The sequence below is a fragment of the Chryseobacterium luquanense genome (genome assembly GCF_026460945.1).
GTDB classification, from domain to species: Bacteria; Bacteroidota; Bacteroidia; order Flavobacteriales; family Weeksellaceae; genus Chryseobacterium; species Chryseobacterium luquanense.
On record NZ_JAOVZV010000001.1, the window covers coordinates 654,835 to 672,587 of the forward strand.

13 protein-coding genes are annotated in these 17,753 nt (G+C 33.5%); 4 read left to right on the top strand and 9 right to left on the bottom strand.

Translation table 11 applies throughout. From position 1 onward, the window contains the following. The first annotated feature begins 58 nt into the window (after positions 1-58). On the top strand, positions 59-868 hold the full coding sequence (locus OEA66_RS03045; protein ID WP_375379289.1) for a DUF4197 domain-containing protein: 810 nt from the start codon (positions 59-61) through the stop codon (positions 866-868). 267 nt (positions 869-1,135) lie between these two features. Here OEA66_RS03045 and OEA66_RS03050 read toward each other — a convergent pair whose 3' ends face one another. Beyond that, positions 1,136-1,789 carry a CoA transferase subunit B gene (locus OEA66_RS03050; protein WP_267279973.1) on the bottom strand — a complete coding sequence of 218 codons (654 nt, stop codon included), beginning with the start codon at positions 1,787-1,789 and terminating at the stop codon, positions 1,136-1,138. Positions 1,790-1,911: 122 nt separating this feature from the next. Between OEA66_RS03050 and OEA66_RS03055 the strand changes: the two genes are divergently transcribed. Continuing rightward, positions 1,912-3,717 (top strand): ABC transporter ATP-binding protein, encoded by a 1,806-nt coding sequence (locus OEA66_RS03055; RefSeq protein WP_267279974.1) that lies wholly within the window; start codon positions 1,912-1,914, stop codon positions 3,715-3,717. 173 nt (positions 3,718-3,890) lie between these two features. After that, entirely contained in the window at positions 3,891-4,571 is a 681-nt protein-coding gene (locus OEA66_RS03060) for a DUF3575 domain-containing protein (protein WP_267279975.1), read from the top strand. A 117-nt stretch (positions 4,572-4,688) separates the two neighbouring features. Here the strand turns inward: OEA66_RS03060 and OEA66_RS03065 are convergent, their stop codons facing one another. Further along, positions 4,689-5,390: a CoA transferase subunit A gene (locus OEA66_RS03065; protein WP_267279976.1), complete on the bottom strand. Its 702-nt coding sequence runs from the start codon at positions 5,388-5,390 to the stop codon at positions 4,689-4,691. Between the two features lie 463 nt (positions 5,391-5,853). On the opposite strand from OEA66_RS03065, the gene rplS reads away from it, so the two are divergent. Continuing rightward, positions 5,854-6,207 carry a 50S ribosomal protein L19 gene (gene rplS / locus OEA66_RS03070; protein ID WP_267265038.1) on the top strand — a complete coding sequence of 118 codons (354 nt, stop codon included), beginning with the start codon at positions 5,854-5,856 and terminating at the stop codon, positions 6,205-6,207. Between the two features lie 224 nt (positions 6,208-6,431). Here the strand turns inward: rplS and OEA66_RS03075 are convergent, their stop codons facing one another. The 7 genes from OEA66_RS03075 to OEA66_RS03105 form a co-directional block, all read right to left on the bottom strand. Then, positions 6,432-7,427, bottom strand: a complete 996-nt coding sequence (locus tag OEA66_RS03075) for an alpha/beta fold hydrolase (RefSeq protein ID WP_267279977.1) — start codon at positions 7,425-7,427, stop codon at positions 6,432-6,434. Between the two features lie 213 nt (positions 7,428-7,640). Continuing rightward, positions 7,641-8,624 (bottom strand): EamA family transporter, encoded by a 984-nt coding sequence (locus OEA66_RS03080; protein ID WP_267279978.1) that lies wholly within the window; start codon positions 8,622-8,624, stop codon positions 7,641-7,643. Between the two features lie 119 nt (positions 8,625-8,743). Further along, entirely contained in the window at positions 8,744-11,353 is a 2,610-nt protein-coding gene (locus tag OEA66_RS03085; RefSeq protein WP_267279979.1) for a T9SS-dependent M36 family metallopeptidase, read from the bottom strand. A 126-nt stretch (positions 11,354-11,479) separates the two neighbouring features. Beyond that, a complete protein-coding gene (locus OEA66_RS03090) occupies positions 11,480-14,083 on the bottom strand; it encodes a T9SS-dependent M36 family metallopeptidase (protein ID WP_267279980.1) in 2,604 nt (867 codons plus the stop codon). A 170-nt stretch (positions 14,084-14,253) separates the two neighbouring features. After that, positions 14,254-16,053, bottom strand: coding sequence for a 30S ribosomal protein S1 (gene rpsA / locus OEA66_RS03095; RefSeq protein ID WP_267279981.1), 1,800 nt, complete (start codon positions 16,051-16,053; stop codon positions 14,254-14,256). A 421-nt stretch (positions 16,054-16,474) separates the two neighbouring features. Then, positions 16,475-17,197, bottom strand: a complete 723-nt coding sequence (gene rluF, locus OEA66_RS03100) for a 23S rRNA pseudouridine(2604) synthase RluF (protein WP_267279982.1) — start codon at positions 17,195-17,197, stop codon at positions 16,475-16,477. Beyond that, complete coding sequence (locus tag OEA66_RS03105; RefSeq protein ID WP_267279983.1) at positions 17,197-17,706, bottom strand: hypothetical protein; 510 nt, start codon at positions 17,704-17,706, stop codon at positions 17,197-17,199. The genes rluF and OEA66_RS03105 overlap by 1 nt, the downstream gene beginning before the upstream one ends. Positions 17,707-17,753: the final 47 nt, after the last annotated feature.

Consider the following 17,753-nt stretch of genomic DNA (forward strand, 5'->3'; position numbering starts at 1 on the left):
CAGTCTATCATTTAACTATTTCAGCTTTGAAACATCTAATTTTGTATAAAATTAAATGATGAAAAAAACTTTTCTTTTGGCAGCCGGATTATTGTTTTCGGTTTCTGCACAGGCACAGATTTTAGATATAATTAAATCTACGGTTAAAAACCAGACAGGTGTTGATTTAAACAATCCTAAAACCAACACAACCACTTCACCTGCAACAACTCAGCAAACTCCAACAAAAAATACTTCTTCAGTCAATTTGGGAAGTCTGACTTCAACTCAAATTTCATCTGGTTTAAAGGAAGCTTTAAATTTGGGTGTAAATGAAGGCGTGAAAAAGCTCGCTGTACAGGACGGTTTCCTTAAAAATGAAGCAGTAAAAATTTTAATGCCCGAAAAATTAAGAGTGATTGATACCAAACTCCGTGCTTTCGGATTGGGAAGTTTAGCGGATCAGGGCGTAAAATTATTGAACAGAGCTGCCGAAGATGCAGTGACTGAATCAGCTCCTATTTTCACCAAGGCCATTACCTCGATGACGATTACTGATGCCAAAAATATCCTGTTGGGTGGCGACAATTCTGCAACCAATTATTTACAGAGTAAAACCCAAACTCAATTATTCACCGCTTTTCAGCCCAAAGTAAAGGCTTCATTAGGAAAAGTGGGCGCCGATAAAGTCTGGAATAATTTGATTTCTAAATATAATACGCTGACCGGACAAGCCGTTTCCACAGATTTAAATGAATATGTGACCAACGAGACTATTAATGGCGTTTTTAAAATGGTAGCAGAAAAAGAAAGCGGCATCAGAAATAATTCTGTGATGAGAACCACGAGTATTCTGCAGAAGGTTTTTGGGGCGCAGGATGGGAAGTAAATTTCTTTTTTCCTTGATGAAAAAAGAAACAAAAAAATCAAGACTTAAAACTTTTTGACGCTACAAATTGAGCCAGCGCTGAAAAGTTTAAACTTGTGCGGATTCACAGGTAGTTTTTAAAACATATTTTTTGCCGCACTTCGAACATAAAACTTTTCTCAGTGGCCTTCTTCTTTCAATTTGCTTAACGCTAAAAGTTTTCAGGTCGTAAAATAAAAAAAGTTTTCAATAAAAAACCTTGTCCATTAGACAAGGTTTTTGCTTTATTTAGAACTGCATCTCCGGAATTTCTCCATCGATGATTAAATCTGCTTCCGTTGATTTGATAATATGTTCTACCGAAACTCCGGGAGCTCTTTCAACAAGTTTGAAACCAGCTGGAGTTACATCTAAGACCGCTAATTCAGTCACTACTTTTTTCACACAGTTAATTCCTGTAAGAGGAAGTGAGCATTTTTTAAGGATTTTACTTTCTCCAGCTTTGTTGACATGCATCATTGCAACGATAATATTTTCAGCTGAAGCTACCAAATCCATTGCCCCTCCCATTCCTTTCACCATTTTTCCTGGAATTTTCCAGTTGGCAATATCACCGTTTTCTGAAACTTCCATGGCACCAAGAATGGTCAAATCAACTTTCTGGCTTCTGATCATCCCAAAACTGAACGCAGAATCGAAAAACGAACCACCTTCCAAAATCGTAATCGTCTGTTTTCCGGCATTGATGACGTCTGCATCTTCCTCTCCCTCAAAAGGAAATGGTCCCATTCCCAAAACTCCGTTTTCACTCTGGAATTCTACCGAAAGATTGTCGGGAACATAATTTGCCACCAATGTTGGGATTCCGATTCCTAAGTTTACATAGTAGCCATCTTTTACTTCTCTGGAAATTCTTTGTGCAATTTGTTCTTTCGTTAACATAGTATAATCTTATCCCGCCAAATTAACCATTTTTCCAGAATTACGAAATAGTTTCTTTTCTTATCCTATGATAAATTTTACTACTCAATTTGTCGTAAATTTGTGCGCTTTTAATTTTACAAATGAAAATTCTATTAAATTATTTAAAACCATATAAATGGCTAATCTTCGCTTCGTTGTTGTTAGCTTCTATCAATCAGGTTTTTTCACTTTTCGCACCTGCGATTACAGGAAATATACTGGATAAATTGGTCAATCAGCCCAATCATTTCGATAAAGAAAAACTTATTCCAAGAACTCTAAATGAATATTTGTACGGAACAGATATTTACCACGGAGTTTTTTACTTTTTAACATTATTAATTGGAACCGCCATGATTAGCCGTATCGCCAAAGCTTTTCAGGATTATGTGGTAAGTGTGATCATTCAAAAATTTGGGGCTAAAATATTCACTGATGGTCTACAGCATTCTATGAGATTACCTTTTCAGGAATTTGAAGACCAGAGAAGTGGCGAAACGCTTTCAATTTTAACTAAAGTGCGTGAGGATTCTGTGAAATTTATCAACAATTTCATTAATGTCTTTTTCGGAATTCTGGTGAGCATTATTTTCGTTTCAGTTTATGCCATCCGTTTACACTGGTCGATTATGCCGGTTTATGTAGTCGGAATTATTCTTATTGCCGTTGTAACCAATTTATTGAGTAAGAGAATTAAAACAATTCAGAAAAATATTGTTGCAGAAACGACAACTTTAGCAGGAAGCACCACTGAAAGTCTTAGAAATATTGAAATTGTAAAAAGTTTAGGATTGACCAATCAGGAAGTTGAGCGTTTGAATAATAATACTTATAAAATCCTGAATTTGGAGTTGAGAAAAGTGAAAAGTATTCGTTCGCTAAGCTTTGTACAGGGAACTTTAGTTAATTTTCTACAACAAGTAATCACCTTCACTTTATTATTATTGATTTTTAAAAACATTGTAACGCCGGGACAATATCTATCGTTAATGTTTTACGGATTCTTTATTTTCGGACCAATGCAGGAAATCGGGAACATCATTATTTCTTATCGTGAAGCTGAAGCATCACTTCAGAATTTCGACTGCGTGATGAAAAAAGAAGTGGAACCAAAACCTTTGACTCCAAAGAAAATCGGAGCTATTGAAGATTTAAAATTTGAAAAAGTTTCTTTTCAACATCAAAGTGCGCATTATAAAGCTCTAAATTCCATTTCATTTCATGTAAAAAATGGCGAAACGATTGCTTTTGTAGGACCAAGTGGATCAGGAAAAAGTACACTGGTGAAATTGCTAGTCGGTTTATACAGACCGCAGGAAGGTTCTATTCTTTACAATAATATTGACGGAAAGGAATTTGATTTTGATGAATTGAGAAATCAGATAGGCTTTGTAACACAAGACACTCAACTTTTTGCAGGAACAATACGAGAAAATCTTTTATTTGTAAATCCTTCTGCGACTGAAGAAGATTTACAATTAGCTTTAAAAAAATCGAGCTGCACCGCTCTTTTAGAACGTGCTGAAAAAGGAATTGAGACCGTCATTGGAGAAGGTGGATTAAAATTAAGCGGTGGTGAAAAACAGAGAATTGCCATTGCAAGAGCTTTATTAAGAAAACCACATTTGCTAATTTTCGATGAAGCAACTTCAGCTTTGGACAGTATTACGGAAGAAGAAATTACGACAACCATTAAAGAAATTTCAAGAGAAAAAGAGCAGATTACTGTTTTGATTGCGCACAGATTAAGTACAATTATGCATGCCGATCGAATTTTTGTTTTAGAACGCGGACAAGTAATTGAAACGGGTTCTCATCTACAATTAATCGAAGAAAAAGGACTGTATTATGCGATGTGGAGACAGCAAATCGGAGAAAGAAAGACTGCAGAATTACCTTTGATTTGATTTTTACCACAAAACGCACAAAAGTTTCTTTGATTTTTAAATTGAAAATATTTCGGTAAAAAGTTCAAATAAGATTTTGATTTCTAAATATTTTCAATCATTTTTTTTAATAATACAAAACAGGGTGATTTTATTAGTAATTTTAAATCGTTTTAAAACTTAAATTGATTTGGATGAAAAAACTTCTATCTGTTATTATTTTAACGATTTCAACTTTGATTTTTGCGCAGGAATCAAAGGAAAGCAAGTGGATTTTAAAGCTTAATGCTACGCAATTAGTGGATGCTGTCTCTTATCCCACAGTAATGATTTCTGCTGAAAGAAAAATAAATCCTTATTTCAGTGTGAATGGTGAAATTGGATATCAGCTTTATGAATTTAGCAAAGCAGATACTATTATATTAAAATCACGAGGTTTCAAAACCAATCTTGAAGGTCGAGTATATTTATTTAAACTGCTCAATTCAAGAATTGAATCTAAAAGGACTGAATTTTATGTAGGATTACAATTATTTTATCGTGAAAATCAAAGTACAGATATTGTAGATTATTCTCCTTTAAATAATGCCGATGTAAAATACACCGATAATTTCGGATTTAAAAGAAAGGCGAAAGGTTTTAATGTGCTGTTCGGAAATCAGATTTCAGTATCCAAAAAAATTGTTCTTGAACCTTATATAGGTTTAGGATTAATGAACAGAAAGGTAGAAAATACAGCTATTGATTACAATGAGTCTAAACATGAAATTGTGGGAACAGGCTTAGTTCCGTTTTTCAGAGAATTGAATATGGAAAAAAAATCGGGTAATTACTTTAACTTTTGCTTTGGACTTAGAGTTGGATATAGATTATAGAAGATGGAAGTTTACATGATTGAAAACAGAGATTCCTACTTCTTCGTAATAAAATAATTAAATAAAATTACCCCGAAAGTTGAATTTCGGGGTATTATATTTTTAGAAATGAAAAAATCAGTCTTTTTTTCTAACCGTTCTCTGCTCAATTCTTTTTTCAAATTTTTCTCCCTGGAAAATTCTCTGAATCATAATTCCTGGGATATGAATCTGGTTTGGGTCTAATTCTCCTGGTTCTACCAATTCTTCTACTTCAGCAATCGTAATTTTCCCTGCTCCTGCCATTGGATGATTGAAATTTCTTGCAGATCCTTTGAAAATTAAATTTCCAGCATGGTCACCTTTCCAAGCTTTTACGATTGAATAATCTGCTTCATAAGCGTGCTCCAAAATATGTGGTTTTCCTTTGAAATCTTTTACTTCCTTTCCTTCTGCGACTTCAGTTCCAAAACCTGCAGGTGTATAAAAAGCAGGAATTCCTGCTTGTGCAGCTCTGCATTTTTCTGCTAAAGTTCCTTGTGGCGTCAGTTCTACATCCAATTCTCCTGAAAGCATTTGTCTTTCAAACTCAGCATTTTCACCAACGTAAGAAGAAATCATTTTCTTGATTTGTCTTTTGTGAAGCAATAATCCCAAACCGAAATCGTCTACTCCTGCGTTGTTTGAAATACAAGTTAGGTCTTTTACATCGCTATCTACCAAAGCATTGATTGAATTTTCCGGAATTCCACACAATCCGAACCCACCTAACATTAAGGTCATTCCGTCTTTGATTCCTTCGATTGCTTCAGCTGCATTTTTTACTCTTTTATCGATCATTTTAAGTATAAAATTTGAAGGTCTTAAATTAGTGTTTTTCTTTTAAATTGAGAATAATTTATTCTGTTCTTTTATTTTGAAATTAAAGATTCGAAGAAGTCAAACAAAAAAAAACCAAAAGTTCATGACTGGAAAACTACGGCTAAAAATTTAAAACACTAAATCGCGTGAGGGATGGAGGCGGCATCCTTTTTTCGATTGGGAAATGCCGTTGCGAAAAAGATACAGCGGACAGCCCGACCCGAGTGAGGAAATGGAGCGGAGCAGAATGACCGAGCGAGGGACACACCCACAAAATATAAGTGATGGGTAATGAGCAATTTACAAATATTGATTTTCTGTAAATATTTAATAATAAATATTTGCTAAATTAATTTTTAATCGTATTTTTGCAATCTGTTATTCAACCTCTGACGATGTCCGTGTAAGTTGCTTAGCCTAAACATTTTTTATATTATTAATAATGGATTTATTAAAGTACGTACAAGACAAGTACATTACAAAAAAAGAATTCCCTGAATTCAAAGCTGGTGATACAATCACTGTTTATTACGAAATTAAGGAAGGACAAAAGACTAGAACTCAGTTCTTTAAAGGAACAGTTATCCAATTGAGAGGTACTGGTTCTACAAAAACTTTCACCATCAGAAAAATGTCTGGTGATGTAGGTGTAGAAAGAGTTTTCCCTATCAATATGCCAGCTTTACAAAAAATTGAAGTTGACAGAAGAGGTAAAGTTAGAAGATCTAGAATCTATTACTTCAGAGATCTTAGAGGTAAAAAGGCTAGAATTAAAGACGTTCCTTACAAGAAGTAATTCAGACAACAACACATACGAAAAGAGGCTTTCTATTTTAGAGAGCCTCTTTTTATTTTGATATTTTTATCAATCAACCTTTTTAACCACACCGTCAAAAATTTCTTTGAAATTTTCGCCACTCTCCCAATGGAGGGGAATATTTAAGAGTGCATAAAACATGATAAGTTTAAATTTGGGTTTTTGTTTTCAATATTGTAAACATCCAACACCTCATTTCCAGCTTATTTAATAAAATCATACAAAGCATTCCAAAATTTATCATAGACTTCGATATGTGGAAGATGACCTACATTTTCTAATTCTACTAATTTTGAACCTGCAATTTCTCTTTGGGTTTTCTTGCCAAGCTCCTGATATTGTCCCATTGTTGGCTGAATTTCTTTTGGAGCACGGTCTTTTCCGATTGCAGTTCTGTCTCTTGTTCCGATGATGAGTAAAGTCGGAGTTTTAATATTTTTAAATTCATAAACAACTGGCTGATTAAAAATAATATCACTTGTTAACGCTGCGTTCCAAGCAACTTGTGGATAATCTTTATGTAAAGTCCAGCCTGCAATTAAATCTAACCATGGTTGATATTCTGATTTCCATTTGTTATCATAATAGAATTTTAACTGATAATTTTTGTAAGTTTCAGCGGTATTTTTTAATTCAGATTGATACGCTTCATCAACTGTTTGATATTTTGCTAAGGTTTTGTAATCTTCTAATCCGATCGGGTTTTCCAAAATTAATTTTTCGACAGTTTCAGGATACATCAATGTGAATCTTGTAGCGACCATTCCACCCATTGAATGTCCTAAAACAATGACTTTATTGATTTTCAACTCCTCTAAAATTGCTTTCGTATTATCAGCCAATTGCGCAAATGAAAACTGATAACTCTGAGGTTTTGATGATTTCCCGAAGCCAATCTGATCGGGAATAATGACTCTGAAACCTTTATCTGAAAGATCTTTTGCTGTTTTTTCCCAATATGCGCCATTGAAATTTTTTCCGTGAAGAAGCATGATGGTTTTTCCATTTGATTTTTTTGGAACAACATCCATATAGGCCATTTTTAGATTTTGTTTTTGAGAATTTAATTCTAAAAAGTGAACTTCAAAAGGATATTGATAATTGGAAAGTGTAGCATCTAAAGGTTTTATCTGCGAAAAAGCTAAAGTTGATGTAATTGTAAGAGAAATTCCTGTGAGAATATTTTTTAATTTGGTCATGAAGATTGAATTTAGACATAAAATTAAAAAAACCGATTCAAAAGAAACGGTTTTGGAAGTTATTTATAATTTAATTATGATTACTGCTCTCCGGTTTTTAACGCAACGATCGCAATTTTTTTTTTTTTAACAGCTAACTGTTTTTAAGCTACACAAAGCCGTTTCACTTATAAAAGCTGACAAAGTTTTTCAAATTAAATTTTAATGTTCGTTTTAAGAAATGGTTTCGGGAATAAGTTTCTCCTTTTTGGAAGGTAAATTCATCAGGACAATTGCCATTAAAATTAAAATAATACCAATCCATTGAATGAAGATTACTTTTTCACTTAATAAAACAAAAGCCATTGTAACCGAAACTGGAAGTTCTAAAGATGAGATTATACTCCCTAATCCCAAACCTGTATTTGGAAAGCCTAAATTAAATAGAATCGGTGGGATAATTGTTCCAAACAATGCCAAAATAAAACCATACGTCCAAAAAATGGAGTAATCAAAAGGTCTTATATGTTCTGTATTTTCAGTAAAATTTAAGTAAAATGATCTTAAACTTTCAGAGTACAATGGTCCGATCTGAGCGAAAAACAAAAACGCTAAAACAATTACTGATCCTCCAGTTAACATGATGATACTTTTTCTGAGAACCGGTAAATGTGTTGCCAAAGTATTTGATGTAAACATGGTCATCGTAAATGAAGCTGCTGCTAAAAGTCCCCAAAAGATTCCGTGCCAATCTAATTTTACTTCTAAGTTAATCAGATTAGTTGCCAAAACGGTTCCTAATAAAACAATTAAAGTGGCAACTACTTTTTTAGCATTCGGAAATTTTTTAGTGATAAAACTTTCCACAACAACACTAAACCAAACCGACTGCATCAACAGAACAATTGCAATAGAAACAGCGATATACTGTACTGCAATGTAATAAAACAAACTTGTGCATCCCAAAGAAGTTCCTGCCATCAAAAGCATTCTGAATTCTTTACGGCTCGGTGATGATAATTTCTTTTTTGAGGTAATGGTCTGAACGAAATTCAGAATTAATAGTCCGACTAAGCCTAATGCAAATTGAGCTGTTGTAACTTCCGAAGTGGTAAAACCATCTTTGTAAGACATTTTAACGAAAGTTGCGAGCATTCCGTAAATACTTGCACCAAAGCCAACAAATAATACTCCTTTTAAAATATTTTTCTTCTTCATAATTTTTTTCGCGGCCGGCAAAGTTACAACTTATTATTTTAAAAATCAGACAGGTGTATATTAACAAAAATCACTTCAGAAAATTCTAAAGTGATTGTAATTTTTTAAAGTTTTTGAATCTATTTTTTAACAATAATTTTTGTGCTGGAATCAATTCCGATGCCGTGTAATTTTACAACATATACTCCGTTTTCAAAGTCTTTTGTTGAGACAGGAATTCTTGAATCCTGTGAAGATCTATTTTCTGAAAGAACTAATTTTCCTGACATATCATAAATCTGTAAATGAAGACTTCCAATCGTAAAATCTTTCAAATAAATAAAAAATTCATCTTTTGCAGGATTAGGATAAATTGATACTAGACTTTTATTGGGTTGAATATTTGAATTTCCATCTGTACAATCTTTAGGTATTGTAAAATCTTCCACCTGATCATTGATATTCATTTTATTTCCCGGCAAAGCATTTAGCCCTAAACCTCTTTTAGCAAAAGTTTTCCAAATCATACAACGGTTTTCGCCTTTCGTTGTCAACATTTCAGCAGACAAAATAGCATTTCGCCCGTCAATAAACGTTGGGTTACAAGCCTGTAATTTCAATGCATCCGTTACCAATTGTAAAACTCTTGCACTTCCGCTGTCTGTACTTGAAGTCACATCTGAAGAATATCCGTATTTTGCAGCATATTGCCAATGAAGATCCCAAAGCATTGATCCCCAAACAAATCCTATTCTATGTACATCGGGAACGATTTCGCCATCTTCATCGATTTCCATTCCGTTTGTATCTCCGTAAGTGTAATTATTAACTGAAAAATCCGGAGAATATTTTGCAGGTCTGAATCCGGCTCCGTTTGTTGATTGTCCACTTGCATAACTTCCGATACTTCTAGGTACAGAAGCATTATCTCCCGGTTTGTTCGTAAGCATTAAGGCAAAAAAATCTGACCATCCTTCTCCCATTTGCTCCTTACTTGCAGATTTTAAAAGACAAGTGTAGCCATTTCCGGTCAATCTGTTTGAAATTCCGTGTCCGTACTCATGAGTGATAATTCCGTTATCAAAACTTCCATCGGGTGTAACTGCAGTTGCAGGGTCACTTTTCAAAGTAACATTTACCGTTAATGAATTATTGAGTTGTGTTTTGATATATTCACCTTCACTATTTGTTATTAAAACTGATGGGATTGTAATTGTCGTATCTGTTCCTCCCATTGAAGATGGAAAATTTGAAGCAGTCGCATTATTATAAATGATTGCGGCTACTGCTCCAGCATTTTGAGCATTTTTCACTTTTAGAGCGAATGTACAGTTTGCGTTACCTCCTCTTTCCACCAATCCAATTTTTCCGGTTAAAGATCCGGAAGGTAAAGCTGAGCAACCATCAACTACTGAAGCTAAAGCAACATCTCCTGTAACTCCGGTTCCATTAAGTTGCGGTCCAAACTGTGCCGGGCTCGCCTGTGGAACTCTCGGAATTGCTGCGATTGGTGCATTATAAAAGAAATATCTATTAATTGTAGACCAAAGATACATTTGCATTAAAGGTCTGTTTCCATCTGAAGGTGTGGTGAAATTGGCATTATTCAAACCGCCTCCATCCTGAGATTCTGCTAAAACATAATCGTTTCCTACTCCACCTTTTCCAAAATTATTTTGCTGAAAATTTCTTGCAGATTCTGTAAATCCGAATTTGTAGAAAATATCGTGAACCTTATTATTTATGTAGAATAAATTGGTAATGGCTGCACTTCTGTTAAAAGCCGGAGTTCCATTAATCGAGAAAGGGAAATCAAAATTTCTATTTGCACCACCATCTGGAGAAAATCCTGGTTGATCTAAATTTGCTGCATCTTCGTAAGCAAAAACATTATTTCCACGTGTAATTGTATAGCTTGTATTTCCCGTTGAATGCCATCCTTCGGGAGATGAGGTTAAAATCCATGGATTTGAAACGGTGGAACGACTTCCAAATGTTGGTGCTTCAATTGGTAAAGGAAAAACATTGTAACTTGCGTTATCAGCTAATTTTAAAGAATTTTTCTGAATATTTTGAGGTCTTAAAATATCAACTGTATATTCACCTAAATAAGCATCAGAATGAAAATTACATGATAAATTTAAATTTTCCTTAGAAATAATTTCACCAGAATTCGCATCCACTAAAATATTCCAATAATTTGAAGATTTTGGTTCCTGAAAAGAAAATTCATAAGCCAATTTTAAATTGGAATTTACCTCAACAAATGTTAATTTTTGCTTGACAAAATTTTTCTGACCAGATGTAGGAGAAGTACTTCCCAAAATTTGAAAGTTTGCTATTTCATTATTTTTTAAAGCTAAAGCTATATTTTGAAGCGCTTTTTCCTTATTAATTGTTCCAATTTCTGAACCTGAAGAATCATAGTTTTTAATAAATGAATCTGAATAATATTCGATTTTACCATTTTTAATCAAAACCGTTCCGACCGCATTATAAACTGGATAATTTTTAAATTTTTGTTTAATTTTTACTATTTCTCCTTTTAAAGATTCAGAATAATCAACATTATCAATATCAAGATCTATTAAATCGGCTTTTTTAAAATCTTGGACGTGTTTAGTAGAAATATAGTTTTTAATTAATCTTTTGTTATCCTGAGAAAAAAAAGAACAGGGTAATAAAACAAAAAGGGCAAACAGAATCTGAACATTTCTATTTTTTATTTTAAAAGTAAAATTATTAATCATGATTTTAGTTCTTATTACTGTATAAAAATAAGAAATCGAATTTGATTTACCTTAAATATTATCACATTAAATACAAAAAGACTGCTTCACATGAAACAGTCTCAATTATTATTTATTCAAAAGAAATTATTTGCTAATGATAACTTTTGAAGTGGTATCAATTCCTAAACCTTTTACTTTTACAAGGTAAGTTCCGTTGATTAATTTATCTGTAGAAATTGCTTTTTTAGCATCCGGAGAAACTTTACTTTCTGATGAAATTAATTTTCCTGACATATCATAGATTTCAACATTCACTTTACCTAAAGTATTACTTGGGAAATTGATGTAAAACTCATTTTTAGCAGGATTTGGGTAGATTGAGATTCCAACATTTTTCACATTATCTGTCTCAGAAGTGGCAAGAAAACAATCTGAAGGAACAGTGAAATCTTCTACCTGATCATTGATATTGGTTTTAAGCCCAGCCGAAGCATTTACTCCAAGACCTCTTTTTGCAAAAGTTCTCCAAATCATACATCTATCGGTTCCTCCTGTCTTAGCTAATTCTGCGGCTAAAATAGCAGTTCTTCCTTCAACAAAAGTTGGGTTACAAGCCTGTAATTTCAATGCATCTGTTACTAATTGTAAAACTCTTGCACTTCCGCTTGTTGTACCTGAAGTCACATCTGAAGCATATCCATATTTAGCAACATATTGCCAATTTAAATCCCAAAGCATGGTTGCCCAAACGAAACCGATGGAATGCACATTCGGAACTATTGCAGAACCGTTATTGTACTGCATTCCGTTTGTATTTCCGTAAGTATAAGAATTTATGGCAAAATCCGGAGAATATTTTGCAGGTCTGATTCCAACTCCAGTAATTGCTTGTCCTGCAGCATAAGTTCCCATTCCTCTTGGTACAGAAGCGTTATCTCCAGGTTTATTGGTCAACATTAAAGCAAAGAAATCTGACCAACCTTCTCCCATCTGCTCTTTACTCAAATTTGAATTTAAACAATTAGAACCAGTACCCGTTAATCTATTTGAAATACCGTGACCATATTCGTGGGTAACAATACCATTATCATAACTTCCGTCATATTTAGCATCAAGTCTTAAATCCACATTAACGTTGATATTTGATGATAATTTTGTTTTAATATATTCTCCTTCAGTATTCGTAATCAAAATTGATGGAATTGTAATTGTAGCATCTGTTCCACCCATTGTTCCAAGAGAAGAACCGTTGGCCGTATCATTATAAACAATTACACCTGTTGCACCTGCATTCTGAGCATTTTTCACTTTTACTGAAAAAGTACAACTTGCACCTCCTCCTCTTTCGATTAAACCAATTTTTCCGGCAAATTCTCCTGCAGGAAAAGCAGTACAACCATTGGTGTTGCTTGCAAATTTTACATCACCTGTAATCCCAACGTCATTAAGACCAGGACCGAATTGTGCTTCAGCTCCAACAACATTACGCGGAACTGCATCTGTTGGTGCATTATAGAATAAAACTTTATTTGAAGCTAACCAAAGATACATCTGCATCACTGGATTGTAATTATCCGGGTAAGGCGCAAAATTAGCATTATTGTAACCTCCTCCATCTTGAGACTGTGCGAAAACTTCGTCATCATCTAATCCACCATTTCCGAAATTATTACTTTGAAAATTTTTGGCAGATTCTGTAAATCCAAATTTGTAAAAGATGTCATGTACCATATTGCTTATATAAAACAAATTGGTGGTAGAAGCCGATAAATTATTTATAGCTTTTGTATTTGCATCGTAAGGAAAATTAAAATTTCTTACTGCCCCTCCATCAGGAGATGTTCCGAAAGTGTTTTCATCATCGTCTTTATCATCGTATGCATAGACATTGTTTCCTCTCGTAATTGTGTAATGGGTAGTTCCGTTTGAATGCCATCCTTCCGGAGAAGAAGCAAGAATCCAAGGATTTGTAACAATACTTCTTGCGGCAAAAGTTGGCGCTTCAGTTGGCAAAGCAAAAACATTGTATGAAGCATTATCTGCTGATAAAACCAGACTGTTTTTGTTCACATTATAATATTCTTTATTTTGAGGTAAAAAATTACTCAAATTTTGAGAATCTCTGCTGTATGCTCCTTCATGAAAGTTACATGATAAATTCATATTAACTTTACTGATTACTTCTCCAGATTTTGCATCAATAAGGTAATCCCAATGATTGGAAGTTTTTGGCTCATGAATTAAAAACTCATACGCAAATTTCAGATTTCCCTGATCATCTGAAGCGTAAACTAATCTTTGTTTTGCTGCAAGATGTTTATTTTCTCCTTTCTCAAAAAACTCCATAATTGGAATATTGGAGATTTGAGTATTGCCTAAATCAGCAGCTATTTTATCAAGTGCTGTTTTCTTATTTAAAGATACAGTTGTGTCACTTGAAGTTGTATAATCTTTAATGAAATTATCTGTGTAGTAAGTAACCTTTCCTTCTTTAATCAAAGCTGTAGAAACTGCATTATAAATTGGATACCCTTTATAAGTTTGCTGAGTTTTGACTATATCACCATTTAATGATTTTGAAGAATCTACATTATCAATAACGAATTGATTAAGATCTGATTTTTTGTATTCTTGTAATTTATTTTGAGAAATATAATTTTTAATGAGAGTTTCGTTAGATTGAGCAAACGATTTCGAAGGTATTACTGCTAAAATTGCAATAACTAGTGGTAGAATTACTTTTTTCATTTTCACTTTTAAAGGCGCAAATGTACAATTAAAACAATAATGAAAGTATATTATTTTTAAATTATTCATAAAATGCATCAAACCCAAAAAGTAAAGTGATTTTATCTAAATATTAAAGCAAAAAAAACCACTCTTTCGAGTGGTTCTTATAGATAGAAATGATTGGTGGATTATTTACCTCCTTCCATTTTCTTTTTCAATTCTGCTAAAGCATCGATATCTCCAAGAGTCGATCTTTCTTCGTTGTTTGAAGAAGATGTATTGTTAGATCTATTGTTGTTAGAAGATTCTCTTACGTTTTTCTTCTCTTCGTCTCTAAAAATACCAGTATGAGATACTACTACTCTTTTGAATTCTTTGTTGAATTCGATTACTTTAAATTGAGCATCTTCACCTTTTTTGATTTTAGATCCGTCTTCCTTCTCTAATAATCTTGATGGGCAGAAAGCTTCAACTTCAGCATCTTCGAATTGTACAGAAGCACCTTTATCGTGTACTTCTACAGCTTTTCCAGCGTGTACAGTTCCTTCAGCATATTTAGTTTCAAATTTATCCCATGGGTTTTCTTGAAGTTGTTTGTGACCTAGAGATAATCTTCTAGCCTGGATGTCTAATTCTAGAACTACAACATCTAATTTATCACCAACTGCACAGAATTCTGATGGATGCTTGATTTTCTTAGTCCAAGAAAGATCAGAAATATAGATTAATCCATCGATACCTTCTTCCAATTCTACGAATACACCAAAGTTTGTAAAGTTTCTTACAGTTCCAACATGTTGAGAACCTACTGGATACTTAGCTTCGATATTTTCCCATGGATCTTTAGATAATTGTTTCATACCTAAAGAGATTTTTCTGTCTTCTCTGTCAAGAGTAAGTACTTCAGCTTCCACTTCGTCACCTACTTTTACGAAATCTCCTGCGCTTCTCAAGTGAGTAGACCAAGACATTTCAGAAACGTGAATTAATCCTTCCACACCTGGAGCAATCTCAACGAATGCACCATAGTCAGCAAGAACTACTACTTTTCCTTTTACTTTATCACCAACTTTCATGTCAGCAGAAAGAGCATCCCAAGGATGAGCTTCTAATTGCTTCATACCTAACTGGATTCTTGTTTTCTCGTCATCAAAATCAAGGATAACAACTTTTACAGTCTGTCCGTCTTCAAGGATTTCAGATGGATGGTTCACTCTAGACCAAGAAAGGTCTGTAATGTGGATCAATCCATCAACACCTCCTAAGTCAATGAATACACCGTAAGAAGTAATATTCTTAACAGTACCTTCAAGAACCTGACCTTTTTCAAGCTGAGCGATGATTTCTTTTTTCTGACCTTCGATATCTGCTTCGATCAATGCTTTGTGAGATACCACTACGTTTTTGAACTCAGGGTTGATTTTCACAACTTTGAACTCCATAGTTTTACCTACGAACTGATCGTAATCTTTAATTGGCTTAACGTCGATTTGAGAACCTGGTAAGAATGCTTCGATTCCGTGTACGTCAACGATCATACCTCCTTTAGTTCTAGATTTAACAAAACCGTTAACGATTTCTCCAGTTTCGTGAAGTTCGTTTACTCTATCCCAAGCTTTAAGTGTTCTAGCTTTTCTGTGAGATAACTGTAACTGTCCTGTTTTGTCTTCTCTTCTGTCAACCATTACTTCAACATCATCACCTACTTTTAGGCCTGGGTTGTAACGGAATTCGTTAAGAGAAATAACACCTTCAGATTTGAAATCAATGTCTACGATAGCTTCTTTGTCAGTTAATCTTACAACTTTACCAATGATAACATCATTATCATTTAAGCTGCTAAGAGATCCGTTATAGATTTCTTCAAGATCACTTTTTTCTTTTCTCGCATCTGCATCAAGACCTGATTCGAAAGAATCCCAATCAAATTGTTCTGGTGCTACGTTTTGGTTAAGAATAACCTCTGCTGAATTTGTCTCTTTTGACATTTTCTAATAAAATTTGTATTCCAATTCTTACAGACTTTGGCTTTGCTGTGAATCCTGAAAAATATGGAAGTTGTTAATTGATAATGTTTTACTTCGCCGAAAGTACGTTCACAAAAGTGACTGCAAAAGTACGAAAAAATTTAATTATGACAATACTTTTTTATACTATCCGTCTTATTTCAACTTGTTCTTTTTCAAATCATTCCAAAAAAGACAAATCAAATTTGCACACGTTTTCTGAAAATATTTAAATTTTAAAATTAAATTAATTTAAAGACTATATTATATCGGAGACGAATTGGATGTGCTGTAAGAAATCGCTATCCAATAAATAAAAAAGTTACAAGTATCTAGCAATGCTCCAATTATTGCTATTCCAAAAGTAAAATCATTATTTTTTTGTCATTCAATTTAAAATTTCTTAATCAAACGTTTTAGAAGAGCCATCGAGTAACTTATTAAGCTCTGAAAGTTCATTATCTGTCAAATCTCGCCATTTTCCAACAGGTAAATCAAGTTTAATATTCATTATTCTGATACGCTTCAACTTTATAACCTCATAACCAAGAAATTCACACATTCTACGAATTTGTCTGTTCAATCCCTGTGTTAATACAATACGGAAAGTCATATCATCAATTCGTTCCACCTCACATTTTTTGGTAACTGTATCTAAAATCGGGACACCATTACGCATTTTTTCAAGAAACTTTGAATTGAGAGGTTTATCTACTCTCACCAAATATTCTTTTTCGTGGTTATTTTTACCTCGAAGAATTTTGTTTACAATATCACCGTCATTGGTTAATAAAATCAGACCTTCGCTCGGTTTATCTAATCTGCCAATCGGGAAAATTCTTTTCGGATGATTAATATATTCTATAATATTATCGATTTCACGTTTTGTATCAGTAGTACAAACAATCCCAACAGGTTTATTAAAAGCAATATAAATAGGCTTGTCTTCCGATTCACGAATGGGTTTTCCGTCAACTTCCACTATATCATCATCTGAAACTTTTGTTCCAAGCTCAGGAATCTGACCGTTGATTTTTATTCTGCCTTCTTCCAAAAGCTTATCTGCAGCTCTTCTTGAGCAATAACCAACTTCTGAAAGATATTTATTAATACGTGTTTTTTCCATTAGTCTATTCCTTCTACTGTATAATTCTTATTACTAAAAACGATGATTCCATAACTTAATCCTATAAATACTGCACTTGAATTTCCAAGTTGAAATCCTTCTAAAACCAAACCTCCTTCCTGACTTAATCTTTTTGAATAAGAAACCTGAAGACCTGCCTTCAAACTCCAAAAATCAGAATTGGAAACAGCTGATTTATTAAACTGCTTTCCATAAGTAACATCAATAAAAAAAGCTTCATCTCCCGGATTGAAAATAAATTTTGGCTGAATCAACCAATATAACATATGAAAATTAGGATCAATATAGCTGTATTTCAAACCTGTACCAATTGCAAAATTAGAAAGAAAATTGTAACCACCAACGACCGACATTCCATACGTCAGTTTATTTGGCAGGTAGGGCGAAATATATTGTTGATAATATTGTGAATCTTTATTTTGATTGTCTTTAATCTGATTTCCTAAATTGTATCCAACATTTAAAGTCGGATTTAGATAAAAATTCATTTTTGGTTTTTGGGAATTATCTACCTGAGAAAAGCCTTTTATTGAAA

What these genes read in the sequence shown, in the direction of transcription:
- OEA66_RS03045 (WP_375379289.1), top strand. Translation starts at nt 59, where the DNA reads ATGAAAAAAACTTTTCTTTTGGCAGCCGGATTATTGTTTTCGGTTTCT.
- OEA66_RS03050 (WP_267279973.1), bottom strand. Translation starts at nt 1,789, where the DNA reads ATGTTAACGAAAGAACAAATTGCACAAAGAATTTCCAGAGAAGTAAAA.
- OEA66_RS03055 (WP_267279974.1), top strand. Translation starts at nt 1,912, where the DNA reads ATGAAAATTCTATTAAATTATTTAAAACCATATAAATGGCTAATCTTC.
- OEA66_RS03060 (WP_267279975.1), top strand. Translation starts at nt 3,891, where the DNA reads ATGAAAAAACTTCTATCTGTTATTATTTTAACGATTTCAACTTTGATT.
- OEA66_RS03065 (WP_267279976.1), bottom strand. Translation starts at nt 5,390, where the DNA reads ATGATCGATAAAAGAGTAAAAAATGCAGCTGAAGCAATCGAAGGAATC.
- rplS (WP_267265038.1), top strand. Translation starts at nt 5,854, where the DNA reads ATGGATTTATTAAAGTACGTACAAGACAAGTACATTACAAAAAAAGAA.
- OEA66_RS03075 (WP_267279977.1), bottom strand. Translation starts at nt 7,427, where the DNA reads ATGACCAAATTAAAAAATATTCTCACAGGAATTTCTCTTACAATTACA.
- OEA66_RS03080 (WP_267279978.1), bottom strand. Translation starts at nt 8,624, where the DNA reads ATGAAGAAGAAAAATATTTTAAAAGGAGTATTATTTGTTGGCTTTGGT.
- OEA66_RS03085 (WP_267279979.1), bottom strand. Translation starts at nt 11,353, where the DNA reads ATGATTAATAATTTTACTTTTAAAATAAAAAATAGAAATGTTCAGATT.
- OEA66_RS03090 (WP_267279980.1), bottom strand. Translation starts at nt 14,083, where the DNA reads ATGAAAAAAGTAATTCTACCACTAGTTATTGCAATTTTAGCAGTAATA.
- rpsA (WP_267279981.1), bottom strand. Translation starts at nt 16,053, where the DNA reads ATGTCAAAAGAGACAAATTCAGCAGAGGTTATTCTTAACCAAAACGTA.
- rluF (WP_267279982.1), bottom strand. Translation starts at nt 17,197, where the DNA reads ATGGAAAAAACACGTATTAATAAATATCTTTCAGAAGTTGGTTATTGC.
- OEA66_RS03105 (WP_267279983.1), bottom strand. Translation starts at nt 17,706, where the DNA reads ATGAATTTTTATCTAAATCCGACTTTAAATGTTGGATACAATTTAGGA.